11 protein-coding genes are annotated in these 13,778 nt (G+C 54.5%); 6 read left to right on the top strand and 5 right to left on the bottom strand.

Annotated features, from left to right (window positions below; translation table 11 throughout):
* The first annotated feature begins 163 nt into the window (after positions 1–163).
* Positions 164–3,325: an ATP-dependent DNA helicase gene (locus MRY86_RS24970; RefSeq protein ID WP_293562955.1), complete on the top strand. Its 3,162-nt coding sequence runs from the start codon at positions 164–166 to the stop codon at positions 3,323–3,325.
* Positions 3,326–3,327: 2 nt separating this feature from the next.
* Here the strand turns inward: MRY86_RS24970 and MRY86_RS24965 are convergent, their stop codons facing one another.
* Positions 3,328–3,858, bottom strand: a complete 531-nt coding sequence (locus MRY86_RS24965; protein ID WP_293562956.1) for a hypothetical protein — start codon at positions 3,856–3,858, stop codon at positions 3,328–3,330.
* A gap of 157 nt (positions 3,859–4,015) precedes the next feature.
* Here MRY86_RS24965 and MRY86_RS24960 point away from each other — a divergent pair, with 157 nt between their 5' ends.
* The gene (locus MRY86_RS24960) at positions 4,016–5,230 is read left to right on the top strand and encodes an NAD(P)/FAD-dependent oxidoreductase (protein ID WP_293562957.1); all 1,215 of its coding nucleotides are present in this window, start codon (positions 4,016–4,018) and stop codon (positions 5,228–5,230) included.
* 22 nt (positions 5,231–5,252) lie between these two features.
* Positions 5,253–5,501, top strand: a complete 249-nt coding sequence (locus MRY86_RS24955) for a GlsB/YeaQ/YmgE family stress response membrane protein (RefSeq protein ID WP_293562958.1) — start codon at positions 5,253–5,255, stop codon at positions 5,499–5,501.
* A 49-nt stretch (positions 5,502–5,550) separates the two neighbouring features.
* Here MRY86_RS24955 and MRY86_RS24950 read toward each other — a convergent pair whose 3' ends face one another.
* Together MRY86_RS24950 and MRY86_RS24945 are read right to left on the bottom strand one after the other, a co-directional pair.
* Positions 5,551–6,141: a gluconate 2-dehydrogenase subunit 3 family protein gene (locus tag MRY86_RS24950; protein WP_293562959.1), complete on the bottom strand. Its 591-nt coding sequence runs from the start codon at positions 6,139–6,141 to the stop codon at positions 5,551–5,553.
* A gap of 2 nt (positions 6,142–6,143) precedes the next feature.
* Positions 6,144–7,850 (bottom strand): GMC family oxidoreductase, encoded by a 1,707-nt coding sequence (locus MRY86_RS24945; RefSeq protein WP_293562960.1) that lies wholly within the window; start codon positions 7,848–7,850, stop codon positions 6,144–6,146.
* Between the two features lie 288 nt (positions 7,851–8,138).
* Between MRY86_RS24945 and MRY86_RS24940 the strand changes: the two genes are divergently transcribed.
* The 3 genes from MRY86_RS24940 to MRY86_RS24930 are packed head-to-tail and all read left to right on the top strand — an operon-like array spanning position 8,139 to position 12,087.
* Entirely contained in the window at positions 8,139–10,043 is a 1,905-nt protein-coding gene (locus tag MRY86_RS24940) for a hypothetical protein (RefSeq protein ID WP_293562961.1), read from the top strand.
* A gap of 50 nt (positions 10,044–10,093) precedes the next feature.
* Positions 10,094–11,005, top strand: a complete 912-nt coding sequence (locus MRY86_RS24935) for a gliding motility-associated C-terminal domain-containing protein (RefSeq protein WP_293562962.1) — start codon at positions 10,094–10,096, stop codon at positions 11,003–11,005.
* 11 nt (positions 11,006–11,016) lie between these two features.
* Positions 11,017–12,087 (top strand): aromatic ring-hydroxylating dioxygenase subunit alpha, encoded by a 1,071-nt coding sequence (locus MRY86_RS24930; RefSeq protein WP_293562963.1) that lies wholly within the window; start codon positions 11,017–11,019, stop codon positions 12,085–12,087.
* Between the two features lie 23 nt (positions 12,088–12,110).
* Here MRY86_RS24930 and MRY86_RS24925 read toward each other — a convergent pair whose 3' ends face one another.
* Both MRY86_RS24925 and MRY86_RS24920 read right to left on the bottom strand, forming a co-directional pair.
* Complete coding sequence (locus MRY86_RS24925) at positions 12,111–12,608, bottom strand: CesT family type III secretion system chaperone (protein ID WP_293562964.1); 498 nt, start codon at positions 12,606–12,608, stop codon at positions 12,111–12,113.
* A 100-nt stretch (positions 12,609–12,708) separates the two neighbouring features.
* Entirely contained in the window at positions 12,709–13,644 is a 936-nt protein-coding gene (locus MRY86_RS24920) for a hypothetical protein (protein WP_293562965.1), read from the bottom strand.
* Positions 13,645–13,778 lie beyond the last annotated feature (134 nt).

Raw genomic sequence — 13,778 nt, 5'->3', positions numbered from 1 at the left:
CCATCGCTGATTTGCGGTGCTATCGTAAAAGTGGAGCGTGGAGTACGATCCAGCAACTTGTCGCAGCGGCATAGCTGTGCAATTTGTTATACACACTGATCCATTTTGCATCCCAGAGAATGCACAAAAAGCCTTACCTTTCTCCAAACCACAGGAAAGATAAATGGCAGGTACCCAAAAGCAGCGGCAAGCATACAACGAAGCCTTTCAGGAAGTCCTGGATCGGCTAAATCCTCAGCAGCGGCAGGCGGTGGATCAAATCGAAGGCCCGGTGATGGTGATCGCAGGGCCGGGTACCGGAAAAACCCATATTCTTTCTTCCCGAATTGGCCGTATCCTGCTGGAGACCGACACGCAGGCGCATAACATCCTTTGTCTGACTTTTACTGATGCAGGGGTGAATGCGATGCGCGAACGCCTGCTGCGGTTTATTGGGCCGGAGGCGCACCGCATCCCCATCTACACCTTTCACTCCTTTTGCAACAGCATCATACAGGACAATCTTGAGCGCTTTGGGAGGCAGGAACTGGAACCCCTGAGCGACTTGGAGCGGGTGGAGCTGATCCGCAAAGTGCTGGATACCCTGCCGCCGGAACACCCCCTGCGCAGGGGCCGCAGCGATGCCTATGCCTACGAAACACAGTTGCAAAATCTCTTTCAGCAAATGAAAGCCGAGCGTTGGACGGTACCCCTGATGAATGAAGCTATCGATGTTTACCTGGAAGACCTGCCCAACCGGGAGGAATACATCTACAAAGTCAGCCGAAAGGGGCAATACCAAAAAGGGGACCTCAAAACCAGTCAGATCGAGGAAGAAGTGGAGCGCATGGAACGCTTGCGGGCAGCTGCCCAATTATACCCTGACTATCAGAAAGCCATGCAGCGCGCCAACCGCTACGATTACGATGATATGATCCTCTGGGTGCTCGATGCCTTTGAGCGTTTCCCCAATCTGCTGCGGTCGTATCAGGAGCGTTTCCTTTACATTTTGGTAGACGAATACCAGGATACCAACGGTGCGCAAAATGAGATCATCCGCAAGCTCGTGGCCTACTGGGAGATGCCCAACCTGTTTATCGTGGGCGATGACGATCAGTCGATCTACGAATTTCAGGGCGCCCGCCTGAAAAACCTGACAGACCTCTACGAAACATACCGCAACGGGATAAGGCTGGTCGTATTGGAGGACAACTATCGCTCCACGCAGCCCATACTCGATGCGGCCCGGGAGGTGATCGGGCAAAATGATATCCGAATCGTCAACCGGCTGCAGGAGTTGGGTGTCGAAAAGGTGCTAAAGGCCAGCCATCCGGGAGTAAAGGACCTGCCTGCTGCCCCTGAGGTTAGTGTGTTCCCCAATCCTCTGCAGGAAGAAGTATGGCTGACCGGCGAGCTACAACGGTTACAGGGAGCAGGTGTGCCCCTCAATGAAGTGGCCATCATCTACGCAAAGCACCGGCAGGTAGAAAGCCTGATGGAATTACTGGAAAAGCAGCACATCCCTTACCAAACCCGCCGCCGGGTAAATGTGCTCCACCTACCGCTCATCCGTAACCTCCGGCTGATGCTGGAGTATTTTGCGGCCGAGTTTCACCGCCCCACTAGTGGTGAACACCTGTTGTTCCAGATCATGCATTTTATTTTTATCGGGCTGCACCCAGACGATCTCTCTGCTGTAAGCCAGCGGCAGGCCCGTCAAGCCGGGAGCGAACGCATGGCCTGGCGCGATTTTTTAGCCCATCCTGAAGACTGGGCCGGGCTGGGGTTGAAAGATCAGCCCGCGCTGCTGCGGTTTACCGATTTTCATCACCATATGATCCGGCAATACACCAACCTGAGTGCGCCGGCTTTTGTGGAACAGCTCCTCAACCGAAGCGGGCTGCTGGCTTATGCTATGGGCCAGCAGAATAAAGCCTGGCTCCTTCAGGTACTCCGGTCCTTTCTGGACTTCGTACGCAGAGAAGCAGCCCGCAATCCGCGTTTGACAGTGGGTGGGCTGTTGGACCTGTTGCGCAGTATGGATGCCAACCGCCTGCCTGTAGAAGCCAGTGAATCTATCTACGCGCAGGATGGGGTACAATTGCTGACCGCCCACAGTGCCAAGGGGCTGGAATTCCGGCAGGTCTTTTTGCTGGATGTGACCCAAAAACCCTGGGAGCCCAGCTCAAGGGGCAGTAATTTCCGGTTCAAACTGCCCGATACGCTCACTTACTCCGGAGAAGAAGACCCGCTTGAAGCCCGTCGCCGGCTCTTCTATGTGGCCATCACCCGGGCGCAGGAACGCCTGCATTTGTCTTACGCTACTCAGGATATGGATGGGAAAGCGACACCGCGTGCCCGCTTCGTGGATGAGTTGCTGGAGCAGGGAGCGGTAGCCGTAACCGAGCGGGAACTGCCTAAAGACAGGTTGCTGGAAGCCGAGGCTCTGCGGTTGATGGAGCAGCGGGCACCCGCAGTACCTGCCCCTGATCGGGACACCATAGAAGCTTTACTGGAAGGGTTTCAGCTCAGTGTTTCCGCCCTCAACCGCTACCTCAAATGCCCCTTAGGGTTCTACTATGAGAATGTCCTCCGCGCTCCGGTCCTGATGCGCGAAGCGGCTCACTATGGCACCGCCATGCACTATGCGCTGGAACGCTATTTCGAACGCATGCGTACCCACCGGGAACAGGAATTCCCACCGGTAGAGGTCCTAACCGAGGGCTTTGAGCAGGAAATGGAACGTCGCCGTGGCTTTTTTGCCCGCCGGGAATTTGAGCGCAGGCTGGAAGCCGGACGGTACAACCTGCAGCAGTACTTTGAGGCGCACCGCAGCAGTTGGCCCACAAATGTCCTGATGGAATACCGGCCCCGAAATGTGGAAGTTGATGGTGTGCCGGTCACGGGCAGCATTGATCAGCTTATTCAGCTCAATGCAGATCAGGCACGGGTAGTGGATTTCAAAACGGGCAGCCAGCAAAAGAGCAAGCTCCGCCGTCCGACTGAGAAAAACCCCAACGGCGGGAGCTACTGGCGGCAGTTGGTCTTTTATAAATTGCTTTACGAAAACTATCCCGGCAATACCCGCACGGTAACCTCCGGCACTATTTCCTATCTGGAGCCCGACAAAACAGGCGCTATGCCGGAAGCAAGCATCAGTTATCAGCCCCGGGACATTGCAACCGTGCGCAAGTTAGTGCAGGAAGTGTATTCGGCCATTCAGAATCACGACTTCTTTACCGGGTGCGGCGAAACCGACTGTCCATGGTGTAATTTTGCGCGGGAACACATTGTGCCCGATACCTTCGCGCAACCCGATATCGAGGCCCTTGATGACGAGAGCTGATTTTAGCTGTACTGGGCGATTAGCTGCTTCACTTCCTGCTCCTTGGTATCGAAGTGGCGGCTAATGACTTCAGGCCGGGGATCAATAATGTACTGCGGTTCTTGGCCTTTCATGCGGATGGCAACTTTGCGTTCCACATAGACCACCACACCCGATTCCTTGTCAACGGAGCGGATCTGACCGGCTTTTTCCATTGCCTTATACCCTTCAGAGTTAAGGCGGTTGATGATCCGGCGGTTCTTTTCGTGCACTTCTACCTGATACACCACCAGCTCCGCTTTACTGCCAATTGGCGTACTTTCAATCACCCGTACCTGTCCGTAAATAGCCCGGGCGGAGCCGTTGTTCGCCAGCGGATAGTCCGTGAGGGCATTCTCAGCGACCAGCTTTTCATTGACCTTTTCGAGGTTGCCATCGGAAATGCCAGAGTAGATGCGCTGAAGCTCCGACTGCAGCCTGCCACTATCGGTGCTGTTGCAATTGTGTAGTAGTATGGCGGTCAGGAGAATAAAAAAATACTTAGTGTACTGCATTGGAACAATTAATTAACAAGAAGCGGCTGCATAGTCAGCCCGCTTAATAGACAAGTTAAAACGCAATCCGGTTGGCTTTAGTGTAGAGCGGTGGCAAAAGTAACATTATCTTTGCAATTGCCTACCTTCGCGCTGATCGCATTCACAAATGTATGCCATGAAAGTAGCCGTTATTGGTGGCGGTGCCGCCGGTTTTTTCGCAGCCATTGAGGCCAAGCGCAATCATCCGCATGCCGCTGTTGTCCTTTTTGAAAAGTCGCGTAAGCTACTCTCCAAGGTGAAAATCTCGGGGGGCGGGCGTTGCAATGTAACCAATGGCTGTACCTCCATAGCCGAGCTGTCGAGGGCTTACCCCCGGGGCAGCAAACAGCTGAAGAAAGCCTTCCGGACCTTCAATACTGTGCATACCATGGACTGGTTTGAGAGCCGGGGTGTGGCCCTCATGACGCAGCCCGATAATTGTGTATTCCCGGTTTCCCAGGATTCCCAGAGCATCATCGACTGCTTCCTGAAGGAGGCCCGGCAGCTCGGGGTACAAATTGAGACAGGCGTTGGCGTGGCAAAGCTGCAACCGGTGGGAGAGGGGCTGAAGCTGCATTTTCTTAAGGAGGTACATCCGCCTGCCTTTTTCGATAAGGTCATTGTTGCGACCGGCGGCTCTCCAAAACGGCAGGGTCTGGAGTGGCTGGAAGCCCTGGGGCACCAAATCGAAGATCCGGTACCCTCCCTCTTTACCTTCAATATGCCCGAAGAACCGGTCACCGAGCTGATGGGCGTAGTAGTTGAGGAAGTGCAGGCCAGCATTCAGGGCACCAAGCTGAAATCGGATGGCCCCTTGCTGATCACCCACTGGGGGATGAGTGGGCCGGCTATTCTTAAACTCTCGGCCTTTGGAGCACGTGCGCTGAGCGAGTTAGGCTATGTTTTCAGGGTGCAGGTCAACTGGGCGAACGAGCAGAATGCCGAACAGGTGTCGGACGACTTGCGCAGTATCATGGCCGTGCACCCCAAAAAAGGCCTAAACAATGAGCGCCCCTACGCTTTGCCCAAACGCCTGTGGAGCTATCTGCTAGCCAAAGCCGAGCTGCCGGAAGACAAAAAGTGGGGCGAAATCGGCAAAAAAGGCTTGCATAAGCTCACCCATCTCCTCACCAATGATGTGTACCAGGTAAGGGGCAAAACTACCTTCAAGGAAGAGTTTGTCACCTGCGGTGGCGTGAGCCTTCAAAGCATCGATTTTAAGACCATGCAAAGCAAAGCCTGCAAAAATCTTTATTTTGCGGGTGAAGTCCTGGATATTGACGGAATCACGGGAGGCTATAACTTTCAGGCTGCCTGGACGACAGCCTATATCGCAGGACAACTCAATTGATTAACCAAAACGACGAAAGACCATGGGATTACTGTACACGATTATCGTAGGCGCCATTGCCGGCTGGCTGGCCGGGAAAATCATGAAAGGTGCCGGATTTGGCCTGCTTGTCAATATTGTGCTGGGTATAATCGGCGCTTATGTTGGTAGCTGGCTGTTTGGTATTCTGGATATCAGTATTGGCACAAGCTCCGGTACCATCAACACCATTGTCACTGCCACTGCAGGCTCGGTAGTTGTGCTGTTCATTGCAGGGCTACTGAAGAAGTGACCTTAACCGGAGCGGTCCGCTTGAAGTGCCGCTCCGGCTATCTACCTATCTAATACGTCCACGCCGGATGCCCTTCCTCATAGGGAATGCATGGCTTATATTGTCCGGGTATTGGCAGAAAAGCGGTCACTTCCGTACCTACCTTTTCGGAGGTGAAATAGCCAAGCAGTACGAGTTGCTTGAGCTTAAGGAAGCCGGACCAGGCCGTCTCACCCATATCATCCGTTACTGTCTTTACACTGCGGGCTTCTGCATCTATAATATTGAGCAGGGCAAGCTGTTCCTCCGGTTGAAGGGCAGTGAAGGTTTTGTTGTATTTCGACTGGGCTTGGACCTCAATCTGCTCTATGCTATCGCGCAGGGACATTTGCTCTTCTTCCGGCAGGCAGGTAGCGGCAAGCTGGTCGATGAATGCTGGAACGCCCACATCTTTAGCGCCCGGAGTATCGGTTGCGGGTAGTATGGTCTCGGCAATTTCCGAAAGGGCGGCGGCCTGTTGGGCGTCAAAAAACTTCGGTGCCCACCCGGTTGCCGTAGAGGCTTCTGCCTGACAGCCATTAAGCACAGCGGTTATGGTGGAAGCGGACAGGGCCGCACCGGTCAGCAAAGCAGTTCTTTTTATGGCTTCTCTTCTGTCCATGATCAGAGGTTCATTTTTTTGAGTTCCTGCACCGCATGATCGGCAGCCCGTGCCGTAAGTGCCATGTAGGTCAGCGATGGATTTTGGCAACCAGCGGAAGTCATACAGGCCCCATCGGTCACAAAAACATTCGGGCAGTCCCACACCTGATTGGTGCCGTTAAGGACGGAGGTTTTGGGATTGCGCCCCATGCGTGCGGTGCCCATCTCATGAATGCCCAGCCCCGGATAGGAACCGGCATCAAAGGTTTCGACATTTCGGAAACCTGCAGCCTCCAGCATTTCAGCTGCCGAGTCCATCATATCCTGCCGCATGATGCGCTCGTTTTCCTTAAACTCACAGTCGATAGTAAGAGTAGGCAGCCCATGCTTGTCGGTAACTTCCTTGTTCAGCCTGACGTGGTTTTCATAATAAGGCAGGCACTCTCCAAATGCGCCCATGCCTACCTGCCAGGGGCCTGGTGTAATGAGTTGTGCTTTGTAATCCGCGCCCAGCCCTTTTTCCATTTCCTTGATGCCCCGTACCCAGTTTTGGCGGCTGCCTCCTCCCTGATAACCGAAGCCGCGGATATAGTCCTTGCGCTCGGAATGCTTGTCGAGGTTGCGGAATCGCGGGATGTAAAAGCCGGTTGGGCGCCGCCCTTCATCATACCGGTCGCCATAGTCATCGTGTATGCCCTGCGCGCCGGCCCGGAAGTGGTGGTCCATCAGGTTATGGCCGAGCTGCCCGGAACTATTGCCCAGCCCATCGGGATTGTACTCATCGGCGGAGTTCATCAGGATGAACGTGGACCCCAAGGCAGAAGCACAAAGGAAGACGATCTTCGCATAGAACTCCATCGCCTCTCCGGTTTCCGCATCGAGCACCCGCACGCCTTTGGCTTTCTTCGTTTGCGGATCGTAAATAATGGAGTGCACCACTGAATTTGGGCGCAGCGTCATATTGCCGGTGGCTTCCGCAGCCGGCAGGGTAGCGGCATTACTGCTGAAGTAGGCCCCGTATGGACAGCCCCGGATACAACGGTTGCGGAACTGACAGGCACCCCGCCCGTGAATGGCTTGGGTGAGGTTGGCCGTACGGCCGATGGTCAAAGTTCTGCCGAAGTTGGCTTTCATGCTGTCTTTGAGGTGTTCCTCAATGCAGTTTAGGGGGATACCGGGCTGAAATTGCCCGTCCGGCAGGTGCGGCAGCCCCTCGGCAGTGCCCTGAATACCTGCAAAGCGCTCCACGTGGTCGTACCAGGGGGCCAGGTCTTTGTAGCGGATGGGCCAGTCTACACCATAGCCGTCTTTGGCGTTGGCCTCAAAATCCAGATCGCTCAGCCGGTAAGAATGCCTGCCCCACATGATGGAGCGGCCGCCTACGTGATACCCACGTATCCAGTCAAAACGCTTCTCTTCTGTATAGGGGTGCTCCGTGTCCTTGACCCACCAGTGCCTGGTGGAAGGGGCCATGGTATAACCGGTGCGCTGCTGTTTGGGGTAGTCCTTGAGTTCCTCCTGTGTCAGCTTGTTGCGGTTGGGCAACTCCCAGATTTCCATCATGGCAGTAGGATAGTCGCCATGACGTACCATACGCCCACGTTCCAGAACGATGGTCTTCAGGCCTTTCTCGCAAAGTTCCTTGGCGGCCCAGCCACCGCTGATACCTGAGCCTACGACAATAGCATCATAGGTGTTGTCGGCTTTGCCCTTGCTGTTGAAGTACATGCGCTGCTTGTTAGTTTGTTTAGTGAGGTTTTCTGAGGCAGTTGGCGAAAATACCAAAAATAATTGCTCAAAACAGATGAAGAACGCAATAATTGGGCCATCGGTTTAAAGGCGATCAAAAGAAGCTGCACTGTGCCCTGGACACTAAGCGAATCAATAAAAAAAGCGTTAAATCAGTGGTCAGGGCTCTGAACTGCGAGTTTACAGCGTTATACTGTTGTCTGATTTTCTGATTTGGCTGCCCGTGCAATACCTATATCATCCTATCAACTACTGATGTTTCAAATTATGAACTCCAACTTGGCCCCAAACCTGTTCCGTGCTTTCCTGATAGGGCTGTGCGTACTCTTGCAACCTATCATAGCCCGTTCGCAGGACTTTACCATCATCGCTGAAAATCAGAATCTGTACTCGGTAGGCATCAGTGACTGTGAGGTCAACTTCCTGTCTGCCATTTCTCCGCCTTCCGTCAGTTTTGCAGATATTACCTATACCCCAGACGGGCAGTTATGGGGCATCTCTACGGATGGGCGCTTGTTCCGGGTCAATCCGAATACCGGCACCACTATCCTGATGACCATCATCCCACAGGGGGGCTTCTCTTTCTACACCAGTCTGGTAGCTGACCAAAATGGACTGATCTATACCGTGGGTTCAAATGGGAATGTCTACACCTACAATCCGGCAACCGATACCGCCACTTTTCTTGGGCAATCTGACTATGGATCGGCAGGGGACCTCACTTTCGTGAACGGGCAGTTGGTGATGGCCGGGACTTCCAATCAGATGATTGAGATTGACCTTGACAATCCCGGGAACAGTTCGCCCATTCTCAATTTTAACGTAGGCGGCTCCATTTTCGGGGTGGTCACTTTCGTGGAAGACTGCGAAAATACGGTGACCTATGCCAGCAATGACAGTGGGCAGGGCACTATTTTTGCTATCGATTTTGATAACGGGCAACTGACGCCGGTCTGTAACGCAGGCGTTGTCATTTACGGGGCAGCCAGCGAACTGGAGTTTCTGGCGGCTGCACCTCTTGGATTGGAGGAAGTACAAACCGTACCGGCTGATTGCGCCGACCCTGTAGGCAGCATCACCGTGGAGGTTTCCGGAGGCAATGGTGGGCTGATGTACAGTCTCGAAGGGCAGGCTTTTCAATCCTCCAATGTGTTCAGTAATTTGCTGCCTGGCATCTACACGATTTTGGTGGAAGACAGCTTTGGCTGCACGCTGGAAGTGGAAGCAGAAGTGGAAACGGAAGGGGAGGCACCGGTCATTCAGGAGGTCTTCCCGCAAGGAACAGCCTGTGGAGCCGACAACGGCAGCCTGACCATTGTGGCAGAAGGCGGGCTAATGCCTTACACCTTCAGCATCAATGGGGAGGATTTTCAAAATGAGCCCACATTCGAAAACCTGCCCGCTGGCACTTACCTTGCCACCATCCTTGATGCACAGGGCTGTGCGGATGCAGTGGAAGTGGAAATAGATAGCAGTACTGCACCCCTGGTTTCCGGGCTTGATGTGGATCCCTGTGAGGCATCTGGCGTCAACCTGACGGTTACGGCACTCAACGGCACTCCGCCCTATACCTACAGCATTGACGGAATGGCTTTCCAGTCTGATGCATTTTTTCCAAATATTCCCAGTGGCCTGCTCACCGTTACAGTGGTGGATGCCGCCGGTTGTGAAGCCACTGAAACAGTTGACGTACCGGAAGCCACCCCTCTGCCTGCGTTGTCTGCCAGCACCACTCCGGTCAGCTGTACCAATGACGGAGGTACGGTCAGCATCGGGTCGGGCCCTTTCAGTGGGCTTACCTTCAGCCTGAATGGCGGCCCGTTTGGCGAAAACCCGGCCTTTAGCGCCCTGCCTGCCGGTACTTACACCGTGACGGTACGAAACGAGGTGGGCTGTACTGAAAGCTTTGAAGTGGAAGTAGAGGACCTGGAAGACGGCCCGCAGTTGCAGGAGGTGCTGGTTCAGAATACCACCTGCGGAGAAGATAACGGGTGGTTGGAATTCGTATTGACAAGCGGCACCCCTCCTTTTACTTATCAACTGGACCCCGGCACCCCACAGGACAATGGTTTTTTTGAAGGCCTGCCTGCCGGTACTTACGTTCTGAACGTGGAGGATGCCCAAGGCTGTACCCTGGAGGCAGCAGCAGCGATAGGTGAAAGCGCCCCCTAAGCATCAGCATTTCCACGGCTTCCTGCGGAGAGGGGAGCAGTACACTTACGGTGTCTGCCAGCGGAGGGAGCGGAACAGGGTTGGCGTTTCGCGTCGATCAGGGACCCTGGCAGCCTGCCCCTGTTTTTGAAGGGCTAAGCCCCGGAATATTCACCGTAGAAGCCCGGGATGGCGAAGGTTGCACAGCGGAACAGGAGATCACGATAGCCGAAGTACCGGCTTTGTCAATCGCCCTGGATTTCGTGCGTGGCTGTGGGCCAGGCGAGAGTGCCCTACAGGTAAGGGGCAGCGGTGGGAACGGCGGGCTGCAATTTCAGCTCAACAGCGGTTTGCCCCAGGGCAGCGGTCTTTTTACCGGGTTATCGGCTGGCCGCTATCAACTGACGGTGGCGGACTCGGCGGGGTGTATTTCAGAAATACTACCGGTGGAAGTGCCCGGCGCGGAGCCCTTGCGGCTGAGGGTGCAGGATATCCAACCAGCCCTGTGTGCAGCTCCTAATGCCCGGCTTACCCTCGCCGGAAGCGGGGGCACGCCGCCCTATTTCTACACGGTGAATGAGCAGGAGCAGAACGAGCCTGTATTTGACAACCTGGCCGCAGGCTCGATATCGCTGCTGCTGACTGATGCCGAAGGCTGTACCCGCATGGATAGCGTAGCATTGGCTACCGATTGCCCCATCTATGCCCCCTCGGCATTTTCGCCCAACGGCGATGGCCGCAATGACCGCTTTGAACTCTTCTCCGGACTGCCTTTCTTTGTAGTGCAGTACCAGATTTTTGACCGCTGGGGCGGGCTGCTCTACGAAGTCTCAGGTTTTGGATCGGAGGACAGGGCAGCGTACTGGGATGGCACCGCTGCCGGAGAACCGCTGAATACGGGCCTTTATACTTACTACATTGAGGTACTCGACAGCGAGGGGGAAGCGGTAACGCTAAAGGGCGGCATCATGCTGGTCCGATAAATCTAAAGAACATGATTGACTCTGATATCCGGAAAGCCCATACGCTGGAGGGCAGGTTTTACCGGGACCCGGCATTGTTTGAGGCGGCGTCAGACCGCATTTGGGCGAAAGCCTGGCACTATGTGGAAGACGCAGCGGACCTGTCTGTGGCGGGCTATGCGCACCCCTTCACCCTACTGCCCGGAGTGCTGGACGAACCACTGCTCATCGCAAATGATGCCGAAGGGCGGCGGCGCTGCCTGTCCAATGTATGCACCCACCGAGGTAAAATCATTGTGGAAGCGCCCGGGCCGGTGCGTCAGCTGAGCTGTGGCTACCACGGGCGCTGCTTCCGCCTCGACGGGACCTTCAAAAGTATGCCTGCGTTTGAAGAGGCCGCCGGTTTTCCATCGAATGCAGACCACCTGCCGGCGTTGCCGCTGGAAGAGTGGCTGGGGCTGCTGTTTACGAGCCTGGAGCCCTACGCAGACTTCCGGGAGGCGGTGGCCCCAATTCAGGAGCGGATAGGTTTTTTGCCGCTGGATGAGCTGCAGTTCATGGAAGAGGGGAGTCGGGACCACCTGGTGAAGGCACACTGGGCGCTTTACTGCGATAATTACCTGGAGGGCTTCCATGTGCCTTTTGTGCACCCGGCTTTGAATACCGCACTGGACTTCGGGGCCTATGATTACGAAACTTTTTACTGGTGTAACCTGCAAATTGGGATCGCTAAGCCGGAGGAGCCTGCTTTCGATTTGCCGGAAGGCCACCCCGACTACGGCCGGCGGGTCTATGCTTACTATTTTTTCCTATTCCCCAACCTGATGTTCAATTTCTATCCCTGGGGCTTGTCGCTCAATGTGGTGGAGCCTTTGTCCATCAAAGAAACACGGGTGCGGTTCCGATCGTATGCCTTCCCCGGCACTGCCTTCAGCCGTGCCGCCAACAATATCGACCAAACCGAACTGGAAGACGAAGCGGTTGTGGAAAGTGTTCAGAAGGGGATTCAGTCCCGCCTGTACAAGCGCGGGCGGTTTTCACCGAAAATGGAACGCTGCGTGCACCATTTCCATCAATTGGTAGATCAGGCGATGCGCGGTTAATAAGAGGTGCTAGCATGGCATCTCTAAGTCCGTTTGTTAGGTTTGGATTTTTCCTGGATGGGTTTTTCTTCTTCCGGATGCCCGAATTGGAGGTCCGTACTCGAGTAAGTCGTGCCAAAGGTTTTAGACAAAGTGATCACCTGATCAATCGCATCGAGCAACTGCTCCCGGCTAAGCTCTTTCAGGGGGTGTGTAAAGACACTCACCACAAAACCATCGTGAATGCTGTATTTGGCATCTAGGGCGGAGTGGAAGTTGGCGCGCAGCATTTTCTCGAGTTGTTTTGGCGAGGCATCGGCAGCTTCGAGTATGGGGGTGAAGATGCGCATGCGGTTGTTGTCCTGATCTGAGAGGACGAGCAGAACATGGTCCTGCGTGTACAGCAGCCATGCACCGGGGTCGCCTTCGTAGCTGATCTCTGCTTTGCGGAATGCCTTTTCCATCTTTCGCAAATTCATCTTGCCCTGAGCTGGCAGGGAAAGGGTACTCGTGAAAAAGCAAAGAATCAGCAGCAGTCGCATACGCGAAGTATTTTTGGTGCAAACTTTAATGTACAACATAAGCCAGGGCTCACAAAATAGCTACAGCAGGCATTTCGCTAACCCAAGACGAAACAGGGAGCTACTGCATCACCTTCATCCAGTCGAGCACATCTTCATCGCTTTTCCACTGAATGTCGGAGGGCAGCTCTGCCTGCTCCCGGTTTTTAAGGTCGATGACGATGGCGCGTTCGTTGCTGCTGTCTTCCCGCAGAAGTAAGAACCGGTTCTCCTGTTCGGTCAGGCTTTCCCCGAGCTGTAACGCTATGGGGCGCTCAAAGACCGGATTGATGCGGAATAAACGGTCGCGCCGGTCATAGGAAGGCATAAGGACCTGCGTACCCCGGTCAGAAGGCAGGAGAAAGGCCTGATGGTAAGCTTCTATTTCATCCTGATACTCTGCAGCCGGGAAAACCGGACCGGGGGATTCCCCATCGTCCAGGCGAAAAACAAAAGCCCCATAATCCTGCACATAACCGATGAGGTAAGACTCCCACATCTCCAGGTGCTGAATGTTGCCGGATTGGGCATCCACCCCATAGCGCTCGCTCTTAAACTGAGGCTGAAAAGGGCCACTAAGCTGCCGCGCTTCCAGGTCAAACAGGAAAAAATGGGTGGTGCCCCTAATGGCGAGTTGCTGCACAGCGCTGTTGTAATTGATGTCTGCGATCTGATAATGAAAATCAGCAGAGCGGTCTACGGGCAGGGTTTGTTCCAAAAGGCGCTCACAATTGCTGCTATTGAAAACGATCAGCTTGCGGTGGCTGTCGCCTAATTTTTCATCATAGGTGGTGCTGTCGGCCACGATGGCGAGGTAGAGCTCCTGAGCAGGGCTGTTGTAGGTGTTGCCGGGCAGTACTTTTCCCGGATCCGGGCACTCCGGGCGTGGTGCCTGACGGGCAATGGCCGGGGCAATCGTATCGGTTGGCTCCGTGGCGGCTGCTTCCGTGTCAGTGGAGGAGGAATCGGCACAGCCCCAAAGTAGTAAGACGGGCAGCAAGTATCTGAATATTCGCATGAATTTGTATTTGGATGGACGCAACCTCACCTTCCGGCAAGCGCTCTTTATAAAACGAAAGGTAGGGTAATAAGTTGGCAAGCCATTGAATTCAAACGGGTTTAGTAAGAATCCAAAAAGCAGCCTGGTGCATT

The organism is Phaeodactylibacter sp. (assembly GCF_022763345.1).
GTDB lineage: Bacteria > Bacteroidota > Bacteroidia > Chitinophagales > Saprospiraceae > Phaeodactylibacter.
This window is presented reverse-complemented; position numbering and strand designations above follow the sequence as displayed.